This is a genomic window from Bacillus sp. JZ109, from assembly GCF_053903135.1.
The window spans coordinates 656,617-679,723 of the sequence record NZ_CP096388.1 but is presented as its reverse complement, the minus strand read 5'-3'; the positions used below and the strand labels follow the sequence as shown (position 1 = coordinate 679,723).

The following is a 23,107-nucleotide window of genomic DNA, read 5'->3' as shown; positions in this document are numbered from 1 at the left end:
GCATTACCCCTTTGTTCCGCCGGCTGTCAAACCGGACACAAAGTTCTTTTGGAGAAAAAAGAATAGAACGCATATCGGCAGTGCGGCAAGGATGGCACCGGCTGCAAATAGAGCTACTTTTTGCTGCTGCGGATTAGAAATAAAGGATTGTAATCCTACAGCGATGGTCAGCCTTTCCGGTGAGCGAAGCAGAAATTTCGCCAGCAAATAGTCGCCAAACGGTGCCATAAACGCCCAAAGCGCTTGTACCGCGAGCATTGGCTTAACAAGCGGTAGAACAATTGAAGCGAAAATCCTCAGATGTCCCGCTCCGTCAATTCGCGCGGCTTCATCAATTTCTCTCGGCACAGTATCAAAATAACCTTTCATCAGCCACGTGTTCATCGGAATCCCGCCGCCGATATAGATCGCTGTTAAAAACCAGTATTGATCGAGTGCGCCTATTAGCATCGCCAAGACATAAAAAGCAGTCAGCGCCGCCATTGTCGGCACCATTTGAATGATTAAAAAGAATATCAGGCTCTTTTTTCTGCCTGCAAACCGATAGCGGCTGTACGAGTACCCGGCAAGTGTCACAATCGTAACCTGCAAAACCATGACCGATAGCGCGATGACAAGTGTATTGCTGTACCAATTGAGATAAAGCGTTTCGTCAAATAGCCGCTTAAAATGATCCAATGTCCAAGGACCCGAAAAATCGAGCTGAAAAGCCGCCGAATTCCCCACACGGAAGGCTGATGATGCCGTAATCAGCAACGGATATATAATGACAATACTTAAAAGCGTCAAAAATAAATACGTACAGATTTTATTAAGCATTCTGGCAGTGCTCGCGTTCACCTACATAACCTCCTCATTGCCAAAAGCATTCGATTTTTTGAAAGCAATCAGTGAAATTCCAATGACAATGAAAGAAATTAACAGTGTCACAGCCGCCGCAACGGAATATTGGGGTGATGTGCCTGTTGTCAGTTTATAAATCCACGAAATTAAGATATCGGTCGATCCGGCCCCGGCTCCCACACTGCCTGGCCCTCCCTCATTAAATAAATAGATGATCGAGAAATTATTGAAATTAAACGTATACTGAGTAATCATCACGGGTGCTGTGGCAAATAAAATCATCGGGAATGTAATATGCCGAAAACGCTGAATAAAAGTGGCCCCGTCAATCTTTGCCGCTTCATACAATTCACCTGGAATCGCCTGAAGCACTCCCGTTACCATGACATATATATATGGAAAGCCGAGCCACGTTTGAATCATAATGAGGGCTGTCTTTGTCCAGAAAGGATCGGTCTTCCACGCGATCGCAGGCAGCTCGACAAACGGCAGGTGATTGAATAATGGTATCACCTGTGCATTCACCGCTCCTATGCTGTCGTTAAACATGTTGGAAAAACTCATGATTGTAATAAACGCCGGAACAGCCCATGGAAATAAGAAAATCATTCGAAATATCCGCTTGCCTTTTATAAAATCCTGATTGACGAAAAGTGCCGTCACAATACCTAAAATGATTTGCAGCGTTGTTGCACAGATTGTCCAGATAACCGTCCAGCCCAGTACATTCACAAATGTTTCACGATAGGAGCCAAGGAAAAAAATATTCAAGAAATTTTCAAACCCGACCCAGTCAATCAGACGATTAGGCGGAATATGATAAAAATCATAGTTTGTTAATGCAACAAACAGAGTCACCAAAACCGGAAAGATAATCACAAACACCATCATGATATATGCCGGCAGTGTAAATAGATATGGAAACCCTTTATCGCCCGCATGACAGATCATATCCTTGGCTGTTGTATTGACTTCCAAACCCGCCGCTTTCATTGCGGCGGTCTTACGCGAATCATGAATATTAAAGATATAGAACATGAGGAAAATCATTGTCACGATCAATTGCAGCGTGCCTTCAATCAGCATAAACAGCGAGTGATCTTCACCGGGAACACTTCCCAATGTCATCAATCCGGTTAGCGCCTGTATACCGAAAACGCATAATTCAAAAGCAAACAAGCCTGTGATGGCAAGAAATAAGAGCCCCTTTGACAACTGCTGATTCGCAATCTGCCCAAGTCCTGGAATGATCGATAAAAGCCCTGCCTTTCGTTTTTGCTTTGTAAGTGTGTGATGTTTATTCATTTTTCCGCCCTCTATTCTTCCGGACGCTATCCCGCCGTTTTATTTCACATACTTTTCTTTAATATTTTCCTTTATGACGTTTACAGCATCATTCGCTGATGTTTGTGTCGATTTTTTTCCTGAAGCTGCATCAAAAATTAAACTTTCCGCTCCTGTCCATACTTCAGCCATTTCCGGAATATTTGGAGTCGGCGTTGCTGTTTCATATTGTTTAATCACAGCTGACGTCAGTTCATTCTTTTGCTCATCGGCTTTCTTCCTTGCAGCCGTGTTGGCCGGAACTTCGTTTGTATCCTCATAAAAAGCGTAAGCATTGGCATCATTTGCAGCATACTCAAGCCATTTTTCAGCCAGCTCGGGCTCTTTTGTATATTTCGAGGCAACCCAGCCCTTCCCGCCAGCAAAAGGGGCGTATTCTTCTCCATTTGGCAATGTCGGAATGGGAGCCGCTCCGTAGTTCAATTTAGCCTCTTTATAGTTGGCAGCTGACCAAGGACCGCCAATGATCGCAGCCGCTTTGCCTTCTAAAAACATCTGCTGAATAAAGTCGTCTGCGCTTGAATTGTCTTGCATTCCTTTCGGCCAATATGTTTCAAACCATTTCTCCGCATATTTCACCGCTTCTACAGCTCCTTTATTGTTCAGGCCGATGTCCCCGGAATCTGTGCCGTTTTTTCCAAACACATATCCGCCGTATCCAGCCAATAAGCCGTACGACATATAAAAGTCAGTCCATTTTGCTAAAAATCCGGTTGATTTTCCTTTTTCCGAAGCAAACGCGAATCGAGGATCTTCCGTTAACTTTTCAAGGTCTTTAAATGTTTTTGGCGCTGTTTTTAAAAGATCTTTGTTGTAATACAAAATAAGTGTCTCAATGACTAGCGGCATTCCGTACACTTTGCCGTCAACTGTCACCTGCTGCATTTCTTTATCACCAAAGCTTTTTGTATGAGATGGCTTAATGTCAAGCAAATGTCCTTGCTGTCCCAAACCGCCGATCCGGTCATATGCAGCAAGCATAACATCAGGCGCATTACCCGCCGGGCCATCAAGAGGAAGCGCTTCTAACTGTTCGAACATTTGCTTTTCAACAATTTTTACTGTGACGTCATTCTCTTTTTCGAACTTTGTTTTTATGCTTTCAATGTATTCTTTATACGTTTCTTCGACAGACACAGTCAGCACCTTTTTACCATCAGAGCTTGCTGGATTTTTTGAATTTGAGCAGGCGGCAAGGCCGATTGCCAGGAATGATGCCGCCAATATGGCGAACCCCTTTTTTAAAAGAACCATCTCTTTTCCCCCTTCTATTTACGAAACTATAACAATTGTATTGTCCTATAGAAAGCGGTTACAACAACTTTCGATTTGTTACCGATAACAGAATGTTATACAGGGGCGGCAGCACTCAAAATCAAAAATTCTCCCGGCTGAACGGCAATGACCTCGTGATGCTGTAGCGGCTGCTCTGTCCATGCATCACAGATCCTCTTATTCCTTTCAATATTCAAATCTAGTAAACTGACGTGTTGAACCACATTCCCTTGATTAAAGAAATAAATCACTATTTTTTCATCAAGAGTCCGTGAAAAGCTAATAAAATCGTTTTGGTCATCCAGCAGATTCCACTCAAGATGTCCTTCAGTCAATAAAGTGCTTTCCTGCTTGCGTAAAGCAATTAACCGTTTCATAAATTGCAGCATGTCTTGGTTTTGCTTCTCCTTTTCCCAAACCATACATTTCCGGCATAATGGATCATTTTCGCCGTCCAGCCCGATTTCCGTTCCGTAATAAATGCATGGTGAGCCTGTCTGGGCAAACATAAAGGCCAGCAACGCGCGTGCTTTCTTCTCATCATTGCGGCATCTGGTCAAAAGGCGCTTTGTATCATGGCTATCCAGTAAATTAAACATCACCTCATTGGCCTGCTTCATTCCATTCATCAAATGTGCATTGACACGGTAGGCCATACGTGAGGCTGGGATCGTCCGGTCAGCAAAATATTCAATCATAGGCTCAGTAAAAGGGTAATTCATCGCCGCATGAAATTCATCCCCTCTAAGCCAGGGTTCGGCAGAATGCCAGATCTCACCTAAAATATAAACGTCAGGCTTTTCAGTAGATACAGCCTGCCTGAATGTCTTCCAAAACACGTGATCCACTTCATTTGCGACATCCAAACGCCAGCCGTCAATGTCAAATTCGCGAATCCAGTACAAAGCAATATCAAGCAAATATTTCTGCACTTCGGGATTAGCCGTGTTTAGCTTCGGCATATCAGCTGTAAAAGCAAACCTGTCATAATTGTCGCCTGTGACGGGAAAAGAGTGAATATGGAACCAGTCTTTATAGCGGGATCGAGCTCCGTTTTTGACGACATCCTGCCATTGCGGAGACGCGCTTCCTATATGGTTAAAAACCGCATCTAGCATAATTCTCATCCCCCGCTGATGAAGCTGGCTGACCAATGTACGAAAAATCTCTGGATCCCCGAAATGCGGATCAATAGAAAAGTAATCCAGCGTGTCGTATTTATGATTAGAAGGCGCGGAAAAGATCGGCGTCAGATAAATGCCGTTCACCCCTAAATCCTCTAAATAATCAAGCTTGTCAACAATCCCTTGCAAATCTCCTCCAAAAAAATCATTGACGCCCGGGTCCTTGCTCCCCCACGGCAATGCATTCTTCGGTGACAAGTCTTCTCTTCCATTTGCAAAACGCTCCGGAAAAATTTGATACCAAACCGTTGACTTGACCCATACAGGCGCTTGAAATGTATCAGCCTCGTGAACAAACGGAAATTTAAAGTAATAATGAATCGTTTCCAGTGTTTTTTCGTTATAAGGGCATACACCCGAACTTCCGAAAAAGATGTCTTCATGATCGTCTGTTACAACAAACGCATATTGTAAACGCCTAAATGGCGGCACCACTTCAGCAAACCAATAGTCATGCATTTCTGTTGCAGCAATTTTTCTCATCGGCTGCTCGTTTGCCGACCATTTGCCGTCGTTGTACTCATAGGGATCACCCCAAATGAATCGAATGTGATCTGCATCACCTTTTTTCGTCCGAATCTTGATATGCACAGTCCGCCCATCATAAGAATAAGCATCTGTGCTGAATGGCTGGTGGTGAATCGCTGCATATTCCATCATGTTTCCCCCTTTGATTTCCGTTTTATTGAAGCCGGCTCATAGTTTGAAAGTATCATGATGAAATTGTGGGAACAATCCTTTTCACCCTGTTACCGATAACAGAATACAGCGCTTACAGCGTTGATTCTCGTACAATTAACTCTGGTTCAAAAAATAGACTTCCTTGTGCAGCACCGTCTTCATTCATTTTTTTCAGCAACATTTTCGCACAGGCTTCCCCCATTTCAACAACAGGCTGTCTGACCGTAGTCAAGCGCGGCGAGGAGATGCGATCAAGAAACACACCGTCATTCCCGGTAACCGCAACGTCTTCTGGAATTCGCTTTCCAAGGGATTGCGCCGCACGAATGACGCCGAGCGCGATTCGATCAGATGCGCAGACAAATGCGGCCTGATTGTCCATGGATTTCAGCAGTTCTCTTGCAAGGTCTTCACTTTTCTTAGAACTGTTGTCGATCCGAAACATATTCGATTTTTTAAAGCTTTTATTCATCGCCCGTATATACCCCTGTTCTCTTGCACGTTCGAAAGGCTCATCTAAATCAATGCCAAAAAAGACAACTTCCCGCTCCCCCAGCCCCATAACATGGCGGGTTGCCATAAAAGTGCCTTTCTCGTTATTCACATCGATAAAGTCATAGCCCATTTCATTTTGTCCAAATACGACGAGCGGCTTCTCAAACGCTTTTATTACACCTTCAAAATCGTTCTTTCTCAAGCCGGTGGCAATAATGCCGTCACATTGGCCAATATTAAGAGAATTTCTTGTCACAAGCTGGAGAGCATAGTGATTGCGATCCAGCTCCCTGCTGATTCCTGTCAGCAGGTTCATGTAATATGGTTCTGTCGTATCCATTTCCTCAAGTATCAATAGTTTCACAACCTGTGTTCTGTTTTGCACGAGCGCTCTCGCCGCATAATTAGGGATGTAATTCAGCTCTTTCATCGCAGAATGAACAAGCTTTTTCAATTCATCTGTCACCGTCTCAGGGTGATTGATCACTCGTGATACCGTCATTTTCGAAACATTTGCTTTTTTTGCCACATCTGACAATGTTGCCATTTTCATCCCCTCCTTATCTGTGCTTATTATCCAAACTAGTGATAAAGTCCTCTATTACTGTTAAATATACGATGCAGGCAAAAGAGAAATAAAAAAGAGATTTCCCTTAAGGAAACCTCACTTTGTTAAAAACACTCGATATTTCATGGATCATACGCTAGGTGGCAGACTCATTCTCTCCACTTCCATGAGAAAGTCTCTTTTTTAAATTTCTGTCCACTTTTTTTCTAAAATCGGATAAGAATAATTTTGCATTTGCTCAATTAACTCATCCGGCCGTGACGAGCTGTGAATCAGTTTTAGGTGCGATTCGTTAGAAAACCCTTCTTGAATGCTGTATTTCACCATTTTCATCATCGGTTCAAAATATCCGTTTACATTGTACAGTCCGATTGGCTTTTGGTGGATGCCGATCTGTGCCCAGCACAGCACTTCAAATAATTCTTCATATGTACCGAAGCCGCCCGGCATCGAGATAAAGCCGTCCGCCAGCTCGCTCATTTTAGCCTTTCGTTCATGCATCCCGTTTACTTCAATCAGCTCAGTCAGGTTTTGATGGACAACCTCCCCGCTGAACAAACCGCTCGGCATGACCCCGATTGCAGTTCCGCCGTTTTCCATAATCGCGTCAGCAATCGTGCCCATCAAGCCTACGCGGGAGCCCCCATAGACAAGGCCGATTCCCTGCTCAGCCATGTACGTGCCAAGCTCTGCCGCTTTTCTTTTATACGCTTCATTTCCCCCAGGGTTTGATCCCGCAAATACACAAATGGTTTTCATCTTGTCATCTCCACATCTATATATCGTGTTAAATATTCAAAAACATACTATATATTGTCCCATCTTCATGTGATAATATCAATATGAAATACATAAAGAATGCAGGAGTGATGAGGTTGCAGCTGGCTGATGCAGAAAAATGGATGAAAGAGTTTTACGAAAAAAGAGGCTGGACAGAATACGGACCTTTTATTCGCGTCGGCTTTTTAATGGAGGAAGCCGGAGAATTGGCCCGGGCTGTCAGGGCGTATGAAATCGGCAGAGACCGGCCGGATGAGAAAGAATCGTCACGCGCTGAGCAAAAACAAGAATTGATTGAAGAAATGGGAGATGTCATCGGAAATATCGCCATTCTTGCTGATATGTATGGTGTCTCTTTAGAAGACGTCATGAAGGCCCACCAAGAAAAACTGACAAAACGATTTGAGCATGCATAAAAAAGCGGCCGCGATGGCCGCTTTTTTTAACCTGTGATTTCATCATGGTGATCAAAGAAATGCTGCTTTCCTATTTTGTGAAAAAGGCCTGTTTTATGCAGCAGCTCCTTCGGCTGCGATTGCAATCCTACAATCATCAGCTTTCCATTGTGGCGTTTAATTCGATTCATAATGTTCCCAAGCACCGCTTCAGCTGACGTATCCATATAGTGCACCTTATTCATGAGCAGAATGAGGGTTTTCGGTTTTTTCTGTACATGCTCCAGCAATGACGATTCAAGGGAATCAATTGACCCGAAAAACAGCGGCCCTTCTATGGCATACATGCTGACAGATGGATCTTCTCTCTTCGCCAGAACAGGATGCGATTCCTGATTGTGGATGCGGGTCGCTTCGCTCATTCTTCTGATAAAGAACACAAATGCGAGCAGCAATCCGGTTGCCACACCGATGATTAAGTCAAACAGAACCGTAAGGGCGAAGGTCGCCGCCAAAATAAAGGAATCAGCATTTTTCAGTCTCAGCATGTTTGCGACTTCCTTGCGCTCACTCATATTCCATGCGACCACCATGAGAATCGGTGCCATACTGGCGAGCGGCACATGGGACGCATAAGGCGCAAATACAAGCAGGACAAGGAGAACGACTACGCCGTGAACGACGCCGGAAACTGGAGAAACCGCTCCGTTTTTTATATTGGTCGCCGTTCTCGCAATCGCTCCTGTAGCCGGGATTCCGCCAAACAGGGGCGCTGCCATATTCGCAATCCCCTGACCGACAAGCTCCTTGTTGCTGTCATGCTTTGAGCCCTTCATGTTATCGGCGACCATTGCGGACAAAATCGACTCAAGTCCTCCAAGAAGCGCGATGACAAGCGCAGCCGGAAACAGCATAACCATTTTATCCAGAGTAAGCTCAGGAAACTGAAATTCAGGCAAATGGCGGGGGATTTCTCCATAAGTTGACCCGATCGTTGCCATGCGGTCAGGGAAAAAGACAACCGCGACCACTGTGGAAATAAGAAGCGCCAACAAAGCGCCCGGCACTTTAGGCATCACCTTGGCGGATACAAGCAAAATGACGAGCCCGATCACAGCTGTCAAAATGGCATACACGTTAAAGGTGCCGAGCTGCTGCACAATTTCAAACATGTTGTGGTGAAAGTTCTCATGTTTTTCAACATTTCTCAATCCGAGAAAATTAGCGATTTGTTCCGTAAAGATTAACACGGCAATTCCTGCTGTAAAACCGACGATAACGGGTTTAGGCACAAATTTCATTATTTTTCCGAGCTTAAACAGCCCAAACAGCACCAGCATTACCCCTGCCATAAACCCTGCGATCAGCAGATTCTCTAATCCGTACTGCATGATAATGCCGAACAGTATCGGGACAAAGGCGCCTGTCGGACCGCCAATTTGATATTTAGATCCCCCGAACAAAGAGATACAAATCCCCGCTATAACAACAGTGTACAGCCCGTATTCGGGCTCGACTCCCGAGGCAATGGCAAACGCCATTCCTAAAGGAATTGCCACGACACCTACTACGATACCTGCAATTAAGTCTTTCTGAAATTTCTGTAAATTGTATCCCTTGAATCTCCCTGAGAATCGCATATTTTGTTATAACCTCCCTTATGAGTGATTGTTTATTAGCTCAGTTTCATAACCGTTAATGACCACATCAAGTTTTCCTGTTTCAGGGTGAATGACAAGCCCGTGAACCGGCACTTTTTTTGGAAGCAGCGGATGGTTCTTAATCATGTTCACACTGTGGGAAACGCTTTCTTCCACGCTGTGAAAACCGGTCAGCCACGTTTTCAAATCAAGTCCGGCGCTCGTCAGCAAATTCAGGCAGCTATCCTCCACCCCGCGTTCCTTTGCTTTCTCAAGAATCGAGGACGCATTCAGCCCTGACATTCCGCACTCATGATGGCCGACAATGCATACCTCTTCAGCCTGCAATTCATAAATCGCGACCAGTATGCTTCGCATCACGCTTCCAAATGGGTGAGAAACGATGGCTCCCGCGTTTTTTACAATTTTAGCATCACCGTTTCTAAGCCCCATTGCTTGCGGAAGAAGTTCTGTAAGCCTTGTATCCATACAGGTGACAATGACGAGCTTTTTCGAAGGAAACTTTGTCGTTTTGTACGGTTCATACTTCTTCTCTCTGACAAACCGCTGATTGTGTTCCAAAATTGATGTTAAAGAAACCATTTGATTCATCTCCCATCCATATGATTTTGCAAGCCTTCTTACCCAGCTTACAGTAAGGAATTATAGCATAGGAATAAGCCAAGAAAAGGATTTCAAAAAAAGACACTATAATTGGACTGTAGAATCAAAACATAAACATTTATATCTTTCAAAGATAATAAAATTTATATTTAATGAATCCTATAATCCGGCTGCTGCTCGCATATTGATGATTTGTCTGACAAAAAATATGGGTGAATTCTGATAATTAAAAAACTTTTTTAAGCAGATTTAGCTGTTCGATCTCCATTTTAAGTTCAAAAGAACCAGAAAATAAAAAGAACGCAGCTATATTTTTAACATCTATTTATTTCCGATATAATGAAATAGACAACAGCCATAAAGGGGGAGCCTTGTTGAAACCATTTGTATTTATCACAAAACCGATTCCTGAAGAGATTGAAGCATTCATCGGTGAACATTGCCGTTATGAAGTATGGCAGGAGGATACGCTTCCGAGTGACGTGCTATTTGAAAAATTAAAAGATGCGGAAGGGCTTTTAACGTCAGGGACTTCCGGGACGTCAATCAATCGTGAGTTGCTGGAACACGCGCCTAAGCTCAAAGTGGTCAGCAACCAATCAGTAGGCTACGATAACTTCGATATAGAAGCAATGAAAGAAAGAGGAGTCGTCGGGACTCATACACCTTATACACTGGATGACACAGTTGCAGATCTGGCTTTTTCACTGATTCTGTCTTCCGCCAGACGTGTTGCCGAACTGGACCGTTTTGTCAGAGCAGGAAAATGGGGAACCGTGGAAGAGGAAGCGCTTTTCGGAATTGATGTTCATCATCAAACGTTAGGCATTATCGGCATGGGCAGAATTGGAGAACAAGCAGCGAGACGCGCCAAATTTGGTTTTGATATGGAAGTGCTTTATCATAACCGACATCGCAAACAAGAAACAGAAGACAGCATCGGCGTTAAGTATGCAGAGCTTGATACATTGCTGGAGCAATCTGATTTTATTCTTCTCATTACGCCGCTGACTGATGAAACCTATCACATGATAGGAGAACGTGAATTTAAGTTAATGAAGGATTCAGCAATTTTCGTCAATATTTCCCGGGGAAAGACAGTCGATGAAAAAGCACTGGTTCGCGCTCTTCAGGAAGGCTGGATCAGGGGAGCCGGCTTAGATGTATACGAAAAAGAGCCTGTCACCCGAGATAATCCGCTTCTGCAGCTGGATAATGTCACGCTGCTTCCTCATATCGGTTCAGCAACAGCTAAAGTGCGCTTCAACATGTGCAAACAGGCCGCCGAAAATATGATTGCAGCCATTCAAGGACAAACACCGAAAAATCTCACAAGAGAATTTCAATAAATCAAAAATCCGGTCTGATAACAGACCGGATTTCTATTACATACGCTGAAGAACAGCACGCTTATAAATATGGCGGGTGACGATATAATAAACAGCCTGGAATACAAAATAAATGAAGATGACAATTACGGCCTCAAGAAATAAATTGGAATTCAGCATATTACTTAACGCTGCATACGCAAAGCCGGCGTGAATCGTACCTGCGATAAATGGGATGAAGAATAAAAATCCTATTTGCTTTCCAAGGATCGAGTGAATCTCTTTGTCCGTAACCCCTATCCTTTTTAACGCTAACACCTGCACTCTCGTATCTTCTATTTCCGTAAACATCCGCAAATACAGCATGCTTCCTTGCACGATAAAAAACAGCACGCTGACAAACAGACCAATAAACAGCATTAATGCAACTCCCTGCTTCACAATTTGATAACTAGGAGCACGTGTTTGAAAATCAGATGTATGTTCTTTCGGCACCATGTTTTCAAGCTTTTCAGAGACATCCACCGTCTCCTGCCAATGCTCAAGCTCATAACCTACCATTCTCATCTGTTCCTTCAGCGGCACATCCTGTGACAGACTGTCAAAGCTCTTTTCGCTGACAACCAATAAACGGCTGACTCCATCGACAGACATCAATATCCCTTTGTTTTGCTGCTTTTTCATGACGTAGGAAAGAGTTTTTCCTGACTTCATATGAAATGCTGCTGTTTCCCCTTCTCCAAATGTGTCTTTCACCATCATTTGAAAAGAAACATTAATAAATGCTTCATTTTCTTGTAAATGAATAACTGGGAACCCTTTTTCCTTTGCGACTTGATTATAGACCTTTTCTGAAATCAGCAAAGCTTCCGCTTCCATCTTCTTATTTCCATACGGCAAGTCTGACTGAAAAGTGACAGGAATCCCAGTGGCATCCACCTTATACTTGATAACAGCATGAGCTTTTTTCAATGTATTCTCAGCCGTCTCAGGCTTCATGACCTGAAAGCGGGAAGCATCCTTTTCCACCCAGGAAACAGACTGAGGAATGCTTTGCTCCTCCTGCCTTTGTAAATCGGAATAAAACATATAGATGACACCTGTAGCTGTTAATATGACCGCTGTAATGACAGAGGTTAAAAACAGCATGCGTGCATGATCCTTCAGCCTGAATATCATGTTGGAACGCACAATGATATTTGTGCCTTTGTAGAAGCTGTGTTTCTTTCGGTACAGCATGCGGAAAAACGCCACACTGCTTTGTGTAAAAAAGAAATACGTGCCAATTAACACTAAAATCAAAATTGGAAATACCCGAAACATCATGTCAATTGCATTGGCTGTTGCAGATAGATAATAACCGCTGCCAAGACATAGCAAAGACAATACAGTGAGCCATTTCGAATAAACCGGCAAGCTTTTCGGCTTTTTGGCCGATTTAATCAGTTCAATGATTTCCAGTTTCCGAATCCGTCCCAGTGATAAAATGAGCAGCGTCTGAAACAGGATGAGAAAGCCGGCAATTGTCATCACAAACGCTTTCGGCACAATGGCAAACGAAATCGGCACCTTCACGCTGAGCATCCATGTCATGATCATAAAAAACAGTTTTGAAAATAACAGGCCTGCTCCAATGCCGGCCGCAATCGCCGCAAGAGAAATAAGTGACTGCTCATAATAAATCATCTTGCGAAGCTGCTGCTTTGATGTGCCAAACAGTGTCAGCAGTCCAAACTCTTTCTTTCTTGCCTGCAAAAACGCTGAATTGGAATATGTGATGAAAAATATACAAAACACAATGATGACGACAAGAGCTGCGCTCAAGCATGTTTTGACAAGGCTTCCGCCATATATATTGTCTTCATTGACATCAGGATGAAAAATAAATGATGTGAAGACAAAAAACACCGAAACGGCAAACACACAGCTTAAAAAGTAGGCCACATACCGTTGCAGATTCCCAAGAATGTTTTTACGGGCGATAGTTCTCAAATTCATGAAAATCGCCTCCCAACACACTCAAGGTATCCAATATACTTTGATAAAACACCTGCCTGTTTGTTCCTCTGTGAATCTCTGAAAAGAAACGTCCATCTTTAATAAAAACAATTCGTTTACAGAAACTTGCTGCTGTGGCATCATGCGTAACCAACAGAATCGTCGCTTCCTTTTCCTCATTCAGCTGAGCCAGTGTGTTCATCACTTGCTTTGCCGATTTTGAGTCGAGGTTTCCTGTCGGTTCATCGGCAAGAATGAGCGCCGGATTGTGAATAATCGCTCTGGCACAGGCTGCCCGCTGCTGCTGTCCGCCCGACACCTCATATGTGCGGTGATCGAGAATGTGCTTGATTTGCAGCGTATCCGCCAGTTCATCCAATCGGGCTTCCATTTCTCTCAGCTTTACCTTATCCAATGCGAGCGGCAAGAGAATATTTTCACGAATCGTCAGCGTATCAAGCAGATTAAAATCCTGAAAGACGAAGCCGAGTTCTCTTCTGCGAAACAAAGCCAGCTCTTGGTCCTTTAACGTTTTCGGCTGAATGCCGTTGATCATCATCTCGCCCTGGGTCGGCTTATCAATGGTAGCCAGCAAATTCAAAAGCGTGGTTTTTCCGCTTCCCGACGGCCCCATAATCCCGACAAATTCTCCTTTTGACACACTGAGATCAAAGGCGCTGAGCGCTTGGTATGATATTGTTCCTTTATTTGAATAGTACGTTTTCGATAGGTTCGTTGTTTGCAACACATTCATGTTCTGCTCCTCCTTTTTCTTTATTATAAAAAGGAAGTCAGCATCCTCCCATCGAACTTTCTTGCAATTCCGCTCCCCAACCTTACAATGCTGTCACATTCACGAGGGTGTCACTTGAAAACACGATGGTCATCACAGTGCCAGCCCCTTCTTTTGATTCCGCATACAGCTTATGGCCGAGACGGCTGCACACCTGTTTTGCCAAATAAAGGCCCATTCCAGTTGCCTCTTTCATGGTTCGTCCGTTTTCTCCGGTAAAAAACGCGTCAAAAATCCGCGGCAGATCCTGCGGCGGTATGCCGATTCCTTCGTCGGCAACCGACAATCGCGTCTCATGTCCCTGCGTTTCAATACGGATTGTAATAGGGTCTCCCACACCTTGCTTTGAATATTTTAAGGCGTTGAAAAGGATTTGCTCAACAACAAAGGAAAGCCACTTTTGATCACTGGAAATCTGAATGACATTTGGCGGCACATGTAATGTTGGAAAAAGGCGCCGTTTAATAAACTGACGTTTTTCCTGATTGATCAGTGAACGAACCATTTCTGTCAAATCAAAGGTTTGCGGTTTTACATCAAATGCAAATTCCTCCAGCCGAGCCGTTTGCAGCATCATATCAAGACCGTGGCGAAATCTCTCATTCTCATCCTCTAGCTCCTCTAAAAACGTCGGAAAAGAGGATGAGGTTCCGTTTTTTCCTTCCTGAATCATTAAGGATATGACGGATACCGGTGTTTTCATATGGTGGACCCATTGGTTGGTGAAGGTATAATGCTGTTTTTGCTGATTGATATATTGTGAGAGCCTGCTTTCGTATTGCTGCCCGAGTGCGTTGATCATTTTCGTCCAAAGCGCTTGCTCTCCTGTTCTTGGCTTTCGGGCTTTCAAAGACTGTCCGATGTCATTCGAAGAAGAGGCTTGTTCTGCAAGCTTTTTAACATATGTGAGAAAGGAAAATTGCCGAACATAATCAGCAGCAAAACCTGCGGCTAAAAGAGTACCGGGCAAAATCCATATGTACATCATATTTTCTTTGGAAGGTTCTGCGCCGCTCTCTACAATGCTTAAATACGCAATCAGCATGGCGGACCCTATCCCTAATAATGAAAATAGAATAATGGCTAAGCGGTCGATGAGATAAGTTTTTAACACTCCGCTTCATCCTTCCGATTGACTTGAAATTGATAGCCTTGTCCTCTGATTGTGGAAATGCAATCTTTCAGTCCTGCATTCTCCAGTTTTCTCCGCAGCCGGTTGACATTGACCGTTAACGTATTGTCATCGACAAAATCAACGTCATCCCATAACGCCTCCAATAGTTCATCACGAGAGACAATTTTTTTATGCTCCCTCACAAAAATCGAGAGAAGCTGGAATTCTTTTTGGGAAAACAAAATCCGGACGCTGTTCCACTCCGCTTCATTTTGATCAGGATAAATCGTTAGCCCGCCAAGCTCCACTATTCTTGATTCCTGCGGCAAAGAGGGCGAGTATTCACCATATGTGCGGCGCAGGACGCTTTTGATTTTGGCCATCACTACCTCTAGATGGAACGGCTTTGTGATATAATCATCGCCGCCATTTTCAATCGCCATTACCTGATTCAGCTCATCGGTCCGTGCCGATATAAAGATAATCGGCGCATTGGAAATGGTACGGATTTGCCTGCACCAATAAAACCCGTCAAAAAAAGGCAGGTTGATATCAAGCAGCACAAGATCAGGCTTCATTTCTGCAAATTCCAATTTTATATCATTCAGCTGTTCAGCAATTTTCACTTCATATCCGTATTTTTGAAGATGACCGCCTAGCAAAGAAGCAATCCGCTCATCATCTTCCACAAGCAAAATCCGATACACGTTGATCCCCCTTATATGTACATCACGATGATTTTTCTAGAAGATTCCAAAATTATTATAGCATAAGGGAAACCAAGCGATTCAACTTGCCTATAGAAAGCAGTCAAAATAGGTAAAGTTGTAAAAGCCAATAAAGTGATATTTTAACCGAAATATATAATATAGTTGAGAGTTTTTAGTAAGTTCTCTTTTTCAATTAATAAAAAATTCATTTAATTTTTTTATTGCCTTTGGTTAAGTTATGTGCTTTTTATAATAAAAAAAGCTTGTGACTAAATCCAAACAAATGGATATAATCAACAAGCGAAAAAGTCTATAAAATATTCTAACAAAACCAAAATAAAAACTATTTTCCTGTAGTACCGTTAGTAGCTACTAACTTACCATTCACGATCCTTACTAGACTACCTTGTTTAACCATACTTCTTAAGACACTGCTATATTTTACGCTACTATATGTATAATAGTTTTCAGTAGCAAGAAATCTCCCAGTTTCATTGTTCATAAGATCCATCTGTTTATCTAAACCTGAAGACTTTGATTCATGTGCCGTTGCCCATACTTTTGCTCTATTATACCCATGGCTTGGTCCTCCGCCAAACGATTGTACTAGACGAGCATTCCAATAACTATGGCGAAATGCATCTCCATTTCCTTTCCCAAGTTGTTCTTTACCATAATATTTTTCCGCTTCCGCTTTAGCTTCTTGTGCAGCATTACCATACTTCACAAATTCAAGCGGATTACTTTTTGCTAAACGAATCTCTGCATCAGTTAAAGCTCCAAAACCGGGAATACTGTAATCCATAGCTGAAAAAGAAGTTGATTTATTTTGAATTGCTTGCTGAATTGCTTTAGCAGCAATTTGATTAAGTTCTTCTTCTGTATAATTTTTGTTAGCAATCTTTTTTTCTAGTTGATCATTTACTTTACTTAACATATTGAAGTCCGTATTTCTGAGTTCCTGTTCAGTTAAATATAATTTATTCTTTTTTGTGTGTTCGGTCTTTGAATATTGTAGTTTATCTGGTGAATATTCTTTGGCTAAAGCCGTTGATGAAGTAAAAATTGTTGCTGAAATTACTACGCTTGATAACAGAATTATACTCTTTTTCACAAATTAAACCTCCAAATAATGTAATAACATGTAAAATTTTATCATATCAAAATTGTATTATCAACAATTATTTTCACAAAAGGTATTTTTTGATATAGTTGAAATAAACTGTGAGAGGGTGATTTATTTGAAAAAAATGTTAATGCTAATTTCTGTCCTCTGTATAATTTCTGGTTGTGAAAAAAATTACACAGGTAAATTCACTGAATGGGGAGATACAGTAACAGAAGATAACAAAAAATGCTTTAAAGAAAATCAAATTCCTTATAAGATTGACAACGGTAAAATATATATTCCCGAGGATGCTTTTGATATGGCTATTAATACTTGTTCCTGATAGGTCACAACTATCTTCTTTGTTCACAAAAAAAGCTTGCAGACATGCTGCAAGCTTTTCATGTTACAAAAAATAAGTATTTAATTTCTCTTCAAATTCTGAAGGGCCAATGTCACTTTTTTGAATGTCACTGCCGTTTTCATGAATCGTAAAATGGCGCTCTGACATGACCATCCTTCCGCTCGGTGTCAGCTTTGAGGCAAGCGGGGATTTGTTAAAAGGAGATTTTTCATGAGAGTGAATGATGTCCTTCATGTTATCTAAATCACCGAGATCACTCTCTTCAAGAGTAAAGGCGTACCCGATTTGCCAGCCTTCTCCCTTGTCCATCAGCAGAACATGGCTGCCCTTTTCTGTCTCTTCTCTTTTGATTCGGAATGACCCGACTGGTGACTGTACCGTTTCTCCGGAAAGCGGTATCGGCTGGAGCGCCAGGTTGATGCCGAAGCCGATATCAACGAGGTAATCGCCGTTTTCGGCAGACAGCCATACAGCAGCATGCGTCCCTTCTAGTGCCCATCCCTCTTGATTGCCTGCATAAACCGTTCCTCGAATGAGCTTCACATGAAACCCGGCCTCATGCAAGACAAAATAAAGGAAACCATTTAGATCGTAGCATAGGCCGCCATGCTGATCTTTGAGCAGACGTCGCCATAACTCTTCTTTTGTGATCTTATAATTCTCTTTTGCAAGTACGGCACGGTTTTCGAATGGAAAACGGTATGCCATTGCTTTGAGAAAAAGGGGAAGATCGCCGAAGCTGACATGATCTTTCTCCCAGCCAATTTTCTGAAAGCAATCTTTTAGAAAGTCACTCATTTTTATCACCTAAACTTCTTCTTGAACGTAAGCAGCCAGCTTCTCCAGCGCCTCTTGTTCATCTTCTCCCTGGGCAATCAAGATAACCTCAGTGCCTGTGCTTACCGCAAGGCTCATCAGCCCCATGATGCTTTTGGCGTTTACTTTTTTCCCATCCTTCTCAAGAAACACATCTGACGTAAACCGGTTTGCTTCTTGTACAAACAAAGCAGCAGGACGTGCTTGCAGTCCTGTCTTTAATCGAACTTCCACTTTCTGTTGAACCATAAGATCTCCCCTTTTCTTTACGGTTATTTTAAAGTGACGGTTTGCCCTGTCCGCAGCTGTTCTGCGATTTCGTCAAGTTTTCTCAGCCTGTGATTGATCCCTGATTTGCTGATTTTCCCGCTTGCTACCATTTCCCCCAGCTCTTTCAGCGTCACTTCCTGATAATCAATCCGCAGCTGCGCAATTTCCCGAAGTTTTTCAGGCAGCGCCTCCAGGCCGATTCTTTCATCGATGTATTTAATATTTTCCACCTGTCTCAGCGATGCGCCGATTGTTTTGTTTAAGTTGGCTGTTTCACAATTGACGAGGCGGTTGACCGAATTTCTCATGTCCCGGACGATTCTGACATCCTCAAATCGCAGAAGCGAATTGTGAGCGCCAATTACGTTCAGAAACTCTGTAATCTTTTCAGCCTCTTTTAAATAGGTAATGTAGCCTTTTTTCCGTTCAAGCGTTTTGCTGTTTAACTGAAACTCATTTAACAGGTCGCATAATGAATCGTTATGCTCCTTATAAAGAGAGAAGATTTCTAAATGATACGAGGAGGTTTCCGGGTTATTGACCGAACCTCCTGCCAAAAATGCTCCTCTCATATAAGAACGCTTGCAGCATCTCTTTTTGACCAGCTCTTTCGAAATACTTCGTTCAAACACAAAATTCTCCCCGAGTATTTTTAAATCCTCTAAGATCGTTTTTGCATTTTCTGAAAAACGCACAATATAGACGTTATTCTTTTTCAGCCGCATTTTCTTTCTGACCAGCAGCTCGACCGACACATCATATTGTTTTTTCAGCAATGTATAGATGCGGCGGGCAATCGCCGCGTTTTCGGTTTGAACATCGAGTACGAGATGGCGGTTTGTAAATGATAAAGCTCCATTCATCCGAATGAGTGCAGACAGCTCGGCATTAATGCAGCAGTCCTTCACTTCCAGATTCGTTAATTCTTTTTTTGTTTCTGATGCAAATGACATATAGCCACCTCATTTCAAGGCTTCATTCTTTCAGTAAATCAACAAGAAGAGAGGCCACTTTATGTGTATCGTGACGTATTACGTCATTTTTATACGTTACAATTTGATCTCTGATGACTTCAAGCCCCATCGCTTTCAGCTCTTCGATATCAAAATCAACAGGACGCGCCGATTCCATTTCGTACTTACGTTTTATTTCGTCGGGAATGTCTTCACTGTTCACTAATATCGTATCAATAAAACCGCAGCCCATATGCTGATTGAGGGCTTTCACATGATCAGCAGCGGTGTAATGGAGCGTTTCGCCGGGCTGAGTCATCACGTTGCAAATGTATACTTTTTTCGCCGGCGCCTTTATCACTTCTTCCCCGATTTTTGGGACGAGCAAATTGGGAAGAATGCTTGTATAGAGGCTTCCCGGGCCGATAATAATCAAATCCGCTTCCCTGATCACGTCTATTGTTTCCGGCAGCGGATCAATCTGTTCAGGCGTGAGAAAAACACGCTTAATGCGCTGTCCGTATTCTGGGATCGTTGACTCGCCTGAGACCACGCGGCCGTCTTCCATCTCAGCATGCAAAACAACACTGGCATTGGCAGCCGGCAAAACCTTTCCTCTTACATTCAGCACCTTGCTCATTTCAGTGACAGCGTGAAAAAAATCACCGGTTATATTTGTCATCGCTGCCAAAATCAAATTCCCGAGAGAATGGCCTGTTAAGTCATTCCCTTTATTGAAGCGGTGCTGAAAAAGATCTTCAACAAGCGGCTCCACATCGGATAAAGCGGCAAGCACATTTCTGATGTCTCCGGGAGGCGGAATTTTCAGTTCATTCCGCAGACGGCCAGAGCTTCCCCCATCATCGGCAACTGTTACAATGGCCGTGATGTCAACAGGTTTATGCTTTAAGCCCCGAAGCAATACAGAAAGACCTGTACCGCCGCCAAAGATTGCAATTTTCGGCTTATGTCCCATCTTATTTCCGGCTTCTCTTTTCAATGTCCCGGTGAGTAACATGAGTATAGTAATCCTTTTTGAAATAATCAGCTAAATTCTCGGCTAATGTCACAGAGCGGTGCTGGCCCCCTGTGCAGCCGATCGCAATGACAACCTGGCTTTTTCCTTCTCTTTTATAAGATGGAAGCATAAAGCTCAGCAGATCAATTAATTTCTCATTGAACTTTTGTGTTTCATTCCACTTCATGACGTAAGAGGAAACCTCTTTATCCTTGCCAGTCAGCGGCCGCATGCTTTCGATATAGTACGGATTCGGCAAAAATCTGACATCAAAGACAAGATCTGCATCAATTGGAATACCGTATTTAAAACCAAATGACATGACATTCACGGTAAATGTCTCTCCTTGGTTTGTCGCAAAGTGCTTCACGATTTTTTCACGCAAATCACGCGGCTTCATGTCAGACGTATCGTAAATGATTTGAGAGCGGCCTTTTAATTCCTCAAGCAGCTCTCGTTCTAGCGCGATGCCTTCAAGCGGCAGGCCAGTCGCTGCCAGCGGATGCGAGCGTCTCGTTTCTTTATATCTCGTGACGAGAATGGAATCCTTCGCGTCCAGGAATAAAATTCGCGGTGTGATCCACGGATTTTCGGCCATTTCATCCAGCGCTTCAATCAGCCGGTCAAAAAATTCGCGGCCGCGCAAATCCATCACGAGCGCAACTTTGCTCATTTTCGAATTTGATTCCTTCATCAGCTCTAAAAACTTCGGAAGCAATGAAGGCGGAAGATTATCGACGCAGAAATAGCCGAGATCTTCAAAGCTTTGGATCGCGACAGTTTTCCCCGCTCCCGACATTCCGGTTATAATGACAAGCTGAATATCATGTGATTCACTAGCACTCATCTTTCTCCCCCCCTGACTTGTCTTTCTATTTGATGTGCTGCGGGTCTAAACGATAACTGAGCAGCTCAAATTCCGGTGTATACGTAAATGTGCCGTGCAGCAGCCCTTGTCCCTTCATCATAAAATCAAGGATATGGCCGTCTCCAGGGGCCATAGGCAGGTTCTGAATGTCATTGACATCGTGCCACTGCAGTTTGCCCTCCTCTGATTCTGATACATTTTGTCCTGTATATGAATCAGCGACAAACGTAAACATCATCCACTCGGAGACAATGTGGTCACCGTCTTTAATAATAAAGGTAAAAACGCCTTTTAATTGAGGATTTATGATATAGATACCAGTCTCTTCTCTGTACTCTCTGATGACGGAGTCTCTGACTGATTCTCCGCTCTCCATCTTGCCTCCCGGCGCGACCCACCATCCGCGTCTCGGCTTTTGAAGCAGAAGAACTTTGTCATCCGTCTGAAGCACACAATTTGTCACTCTTTGCAAGTACGTCACCTAACCTTCGTCCTGTCATCGTCTCTTTATTATACCGCTTCAAGATGCCTCCCACAATGAAGAGACATTGACAATCTTTTCTTCTATTTTACAGCATATTCATTCCTTAATTCAGATGATTTTGCTGTAACTGGCATTCATCTTTTATTTATGGACAAAAAAAGGACACGGATAACTGGAGAATCCGTGCCAAAAAAGTGTATTCATTATAAAAAGGGGGTCAATTACTTTATTAATCATAACCGAAAAGCATTACACATGTGTTACAGCGGAATTAAAACCCAGTAACGTAATGTGAAACTCGTATGACAGCCCTTTTTATTTTAAGGTTTTCAGCGTTTCTTGAAGCTCTTCGACATAATGCTGTACGCTTTGTGCCGCAATGCTTCCGTCTCCTGTAGCCGTTACGATTTGGCGCAGTGATTTTTCGCGAATGTCTCCGGCAGCGAAAATTCCTTCAACCTTTGTCTCCATGCGGTCGTTTGTTTCGATATAGCCTTCTTCATTCGTAATGCCCAGGTTTTCAAACGGTTTAGACAGAGGAAGCATGCCGATGTAAATGAATACGCCGTCTGTTTTGAATTCACTTTCTTCACCGGTTACCGTATCGACAAGCGTTACGTTACCGACTTTGCCGTTTTCCTCATGAATTTCCTTCACGGTTTTATTCCATAGGAAGTCAACTTTTTCATTATCAAATGCTCTCGCTTGAAGAATACTTTGAGCACGGAGTTTATCACGTCTGTGAACAATCGTTACTTTTGAAGCGAAACGAGTCAGATACACGCCTTCTTCAACCGCGGAATCTCCGCCGCCAACAACGACAAGTTCTTTGCCTTTAAAGAAAGCGCCGTCACATACTGCACAATAAGATACACCGCGGCCGCCCAATTCTTTTTCGCCAGGCACACCGATTTTTTTATATTCCGCACCAGCAGCAATGATAACAGCACGGGCTTTATATTCTTTTGAACCGGCTTTGACTACTTTGTACTCTTTGCCGTCAACGACTTCTTTAATATCGCCATAAGCGTATTCAGCGCCAAATTTTTTCGCGTGTTCAAACATTTTGTTAGAAAGCTCAGGCCCAAGGATACTTTCGAATCCAGGATAGTTTTCTACATCTTCCGTATTGGCCATTTGTCCGCCAGGAATTCCTCTTTCAATCATTAATGTCGATAAATTCGCTCTCGATGTGTATACAGCGGCCGTCATCCCAGCAGGGCCCGCGCCGATTATAATCACGTCATAAATTTTTTCTTCTGACACACTATTCACTCCTTAAACCATCTTTTCAAGTTTGGGCTCTTTCTTATATGATAAGAATCCCCATCAAACGTATTCCTTACCCATATCCTATAAAATCTCATGGTGATACGCTATTTTTTTGCTCATTTTTTTCGAAACGCGATTAAATGTATTTCAAAAGGGTATGTATATTAATAAAGAAAGAGCCT

Annotated in this window: 23 protein-coding genes; 3 read left to right on the top strand and 20 right to left on the bottom strand. The window is 43.0% G+C overall.

Annotation, left to right across the window (positions count from 1 at the left end):
* Positions 1-3 precede the first annotated feature (3 nt).
* The 6 genes from mdxG to M1D94_RS03435 all read right to left on the bottom strand — a co-directional run bounded on the left by mdxG (position 4) and on the right by M1D94_RS03435 (position 7,149).
* The gene (mdxG, locus tag M1D94_RS03460; protein ID WP_021480666.1) at positions 4-840 is read right to left on the bottom strand and encodes a maltodextrin ABC transporter permease MdxG; all 837 of its coding nucleotides are present in this window, start codon (positions 838-840) and stop codon (positions 4-6) included.
* The gene (mdxF, locus tag M1D94_RS03455; protein WP_163117134.1) at positions 841-2,148 is read right to left on the bottom strand and encodes a maltodextrin ABC transporter permease MdxF; all 1,308 of its coding nucleotides are present in this window, start codon (positions 2,146-2,148) and stop codon (positions 841-843) included.
* A gap of 39 nt (positions 2,149-2,187) precedes the next feature.
* Positions 2,188-3,441 carry a maltodextrin ABC transporter substrate-binding protein MdxE gene (mdxE, locus tag M1D94_RS03450; RefSeq protein WP_424934917.1) on the bottom strand — a complete coding sequence of 418 codons (1,254 nt, stop codon included), beginning with the start codon at positions 3,439-3,441 and terminating at the stop codon, positions 2,188-2,190.
* Between the two features lie 95 nt (positions 3,442-3,536).
* Positions 3,537-5,306: a maltogenic alpha-amylase gene (gene mdxD / locus M1D94_RS03445; RefSeq protein ID WP_456270418.1), complete on the bottom strand. Its 1,770-nt coding sequence runs from the start codon at positions 5,304-5,306 to the stop codon at positions 3,537-3,539.
* A 112-nt stretch (positions 5,307-5,418) separates the two neighbouring features.
* Positions 5,419-6,369 (bottom strand): LacI family DNA-binding transcriptional regulator, encoded by a 951-nt coding sequence (locus tag M1D94_RS03440; protein WP_032726916.1) that lies wholly within the window; start codon positions 6,367-6,369, stop codon positions 5,419-5,421.
* Positions 6,370-6,573: 204 nt separating this feature from the next.
* The gene (locus M1D94_RS03435; protein WP_014665480.1) at positions 6,574-7,149 is read right to left on the bottom strand and encodes an LOG family protein; all 576 of its coding nucleotides are present in this window, start codon (positions 7,147-7,149) and stop codon (positions 6,574-6,576) included.
* A 116-nt stretch (positions 7,150-7,265) separates the two neighbouring features.
* Between M1D94_RS03435 and M1D94_RS03430 the strand changes: the two genes are divergently transcribed.
* Positions 7,266-7,586: a MazG nucleotide pyrophosphohydrolase domain-containing protein gene (locus M1D94_RS03430; protein WP_003242570.1), complete on the top strand. Its 321-nt coding sequence runs from the start codon at positions 7,266-7,268 to the stop codon at positions 7,584-7,586.
* 26 nt (positions 7,587-7,612) lie between these two features.
* Here M1D94_RS03430 and M1D94_RS03425 read toward each other — a convergent pair whose 3' ends face one another.
* Both M1D94_RS03425 and M1D94_RS03420 read right to left on the bottom strand, forming a co-directional pair.
* On the bottom strand, positions 7,613-9,205 hold the full coding sequence (locus M1D94_RS03425) for a SulP family inorganic anion transporter (RefSeq protein WP_003228175.1): 1,593 nt from the start codon (positions 9,203-9,205) through the stop codon (positions 7,613-7,615).
* An 18-nt stretch (positions 9,206-9,223) separates the two neighbouring features.
* Positions 9,224-9,817 carry a beta-class carbonic anhydrase gene (locus M1D94_RS03420; protein WP_003228173.1) on the bottom strand — a complete coding sequence of 198 codons (594 nt, stop codon included), beginning with the start codon at positions 9,815-9,817 and terminating at the stop codon, positions 9,224-9,226.
* A 383-nt stretch (positions 9,818-10,200) separates the two neighbouring features.
* Here M1D94_RS03420 and M1D94_RS03415 point away from each other — a divergent pair, with 383 nt between their 5' ends.
* The gene (locus tag M1D94_RS03415; protein ID WP_456270417.1) at positions 10,201-11,178 is read left to right on the top strand and encodes a 2-hydroxyacid dehydrogenase; all 978 of its coding nucleotides are present in this window, start codon (positions 10,201-10,203) and stop codon (positions 11,176-11,178) included.
* 36 nt (positions 11,179-11,214) lie between these two features.
* Here the strand turns inward: M1D94_RS03415 and psdB are convergent, their stop codons facing one another.
* From psdB to M1D94_RS03390, 5 genes are all read right to left on the bottom strand, one after another.
* Complete coding sequence (gene psdB, locus M1D94_RS03410) at positions 11,215-13,155, bottom strand: lantibiotic ABC transporter permease PsdB (RefSeq protein ID WP_032726921.1); 1,941 nt, start codon at positions 13,153-13,155, stop codon at positions 11,215-11,217.
* Positions 13,130-13,909: a lantibiotic ABC transporter ATP-binding protein PsdA gene (gene psdA, locus M1D94_RS03405; RefSeq protein WP_003228167.1), complete on the bottom strand. Its 780-nt coding sequence runs from the start codon at positions 13,907-13,909 to the stop codon at positions 13,130-13,132. Before psdA ends, psdB begins: the two co-directional genes overlap by 26 nt.
* 82 nt (positions 13,910-13,991) lie before the next feature.
* Complete coding sequence (gene psdS / locus M1D94_RS03400) at positions 13,992-15,062, bottom strand: two-component sensor histidine kinase PsdS (RefSeq protein ID WP_456270416.1); 1,071 nt, start codon at positions 15,060-15,062, stop codon at positions 13,992-13,994.
* Positions 15,056-15,769, bottom strand: coding sequence for a two-component system response regulator PsdR (gene psdR, locus M1D94_RS03395; protein WP_003228163.1), 714 nt, complete (start codon positions 15,767-15,769; stop codon positions 15,056-15,058). Before psdR ends, psdS begins: the two co-directional genes overlap by 7 nt.
* 346 nt (positions 15,770-16,115) lie before the next feature.
* Entirely contained in the window at positions 16,116-16,886 is a 771-nt protein-coding gene (locus M1D94_RS03390) for a DUF6973 domain-containing protein (protein ID WP_043940202.1), read from the bottom strand.
* 136 nt (positions 16,887-17,022) lie between these two features.
* On the opposite strand from M1D94_RS03390, the gene M1D94_RS03385 reads away from it, so the two are divergent.
* The gene (locus M1D94_RS03385) at positions 17,023-17,223 is read left to right on the top strand and encodes a hypothetical protein (RefSeq protein ID WP_373569463.1); all 201 of its coding nucleotides are present in this window, start codon (positions 17,023-17,025) and stop codon (positions 17,221-17,223) included.
* Between the two features lie 63 nt (positions 17,224-17,286).
* On the opposite strand, the gene M1D94_RS03380 is transcribed toward M1D94_RS03385, so the two are convergent.
* From M1D94_RS03380 to trxB, 7 genes are all read right to left on the bottom strand, one after another.
* On the bottom strand, positions 17,287-18,051 hold the full coding sequence (locus M1D94_RS03380; protein ID WP_456270415.1) for an arylamine N-acetyltransferase family protein: 765 nt from the start codon (positions 18,049-18,051) through the stop codon (positions 17,287-17,289).
* A complete protein-coding gene (locus tag M1D94_RS03375) occupies positions 18,052-18,309 on the bottom strand; it encodes an HPr family phosphocarrier protein (RefSeq protein ID WP_077671033.1) in 258 nt (85 codons plus the stop codon).
* 23 nt (positions 18,310-18,332) lie between these two features.
* A complete protein-coding gene (whiA, locus tag M1D94_RS03370) occupies positions 18,333-19,283 on the bottom strand; it encodes a DNA-binding protein WhiA (RefSeq protein ID WP_003228147.1) in 951 nt (316 codons plus the stop codon).
* A gap of 22 nt (positions 19,284-19,305) precedes the next feature.
* Complete coding sequence (mgfK, locus tag M1D94_RS03365; protein WP_049140423.1) at positions 19,306-20,259, bottom strand: gluconeogenesis morphogenetic factor; 954 nt, start codon at positions 20,257-20,259, stop codon at positions 19,306-19,308.
* Between the two features lies 1 nt (position 20,260).
* Positions 20,261-21,148: an RNase adapter RapZ gene (gene rapZ, locus M1D94_RS03360; protein ID WP_003228143.1), complete on the bottom strand. Its 888-nt coding sequence runs from the start codon at positions 21,146-21,148 to the stop codon at positions 20,261-20,263.
* Between the two features lie 25 nt (positions 21,149-21,173).
* A complete protein-coding gene (locus M1D94_RS03355) occupies positions 21,174-21,650 on the bottom strand; it encodes an 8-oxo-dGTP diphosphatase (RefSeq protein ID WP_010886622.1) in 477 nt (158 codons plus the stop codon).
* Positions 21,651-21,968: 318 nt separating this feature from the next.
* Positions 21,969-22,919: a thioredoxin-disulfide reductase gene (gene trxB, locus M1D94_RS03350; protein ID WP_003228139.1), complete on the bottom strand. Its 951-nt coding sequence runs from the start codon at positions 22,917-22,919 to the stop codon at positions 21,969-21,971.
* Positions 22,920-23,107 lie beyond the last annotated feature (188 nt).

What these genes read in the sequence shown, in the direction of transcription:
- mdxF (WP_163117134.1), bottom strand. Translation starts at nt 2,148, where the DNA reads ATGAATAAACATCACACACTTACAAAGCAAAAACGAAAGGCAGGGCTT.
- mdxE (WP_424934917.1), bottom strand. Translation starts at nt 3,441, where the DNA reads ATGGTTCTTTTAAAAAAGGGGTTCGCCATATTGGCGGCATCATTCCTG.
- mdxD (WP_456270418.1), bottom strand. Translation starts at nt 5,306, where the DNA reads ATGATGGAATATGCAGCGATTCACCACCAGCCATTCAGCACAGATGCT.
- M1D94_RS03440 (WP_032726916.1), bottom strand. Translation starts at nt 6,369, where the DNA reads ATGGCAACATTGTCAGATGTGGCAAAAAAAGCAAATGTTTCGAAAATG.
- M1D94_RS03435 (WP_014665480.1), bottom strand. Translation starts at nt 7,149, where the DNA reads ATGAAAACCATTTGTGTATTTGCGGGATCAAACCCTGGGGGAAATGAA.
- M1D94_RS03425 (WP_003228175.1), bottom strand. Translation starts at nt 9,205, where the DNA reads ATGCGATTCTCAGGGAGATTCAAGGGATACAATTTACAGAAATTTCAG.
- M1D94_RS03420 (WP_003228173.1), bottom strand. Translation starts at nt 9,817, where the DNA reads ATGAATCAAATGGTTTCTTTAACATCAATTTTGGAACACAATCAGCGG.
- psdB (WP_032726921.1), bottom strand. Translation starts at nt 13,155, where the DNA reads ATGAATTTGAGAACTATCGCCCGTAAAAACATTCTTGGGAATCTGCAA.
- psdA (WP_003228167.1), bottom strand. Translation starts at nt 13,909, where the DNA reads ATGAATGTGTTGCAAACAACGAACCTATCGAAAACGTACTATTCAAAT.
- M1D94_RS03385 (WP_373569463.1), top strand. Translation starts at nt 17,023, where the DNA reads ATGTTAATGCTAATTTCTGTCCTCTGTATAATTTCTGGTTGTGAAAAA.
- M1D94_RS03375 (WP_077671033.1), bottom strand. Translation starts at nt 18,309, where the DNA reads ATGGTTCAACAGAAAGTGGAAGTTCGATTAAAGACAGGACTGCAAGCA.
- whiA (WP_003228147.1), bottom strand. Translation starts at nt 19,283, where the DNA reads ATGTCATTTGCATCAGAAACAAAAAAAGAATTAACGAATCTGGAAGTG.
- mgfK (WP_049140423.1), bottom strand. Translation starts at nt 20,259, where the DNA reads ATGGGACATAAGCCGAAAATTGCAATCTTTGGCGGCGGTACAGGTCTT.
- rapZ (WP_003228143.1), bottom strand. Translation starts at nt 21,148, where the DNA reads ATGAGTGCTAGTGAATCACATGATATTCAGCTTGTCATTATAACCGGA.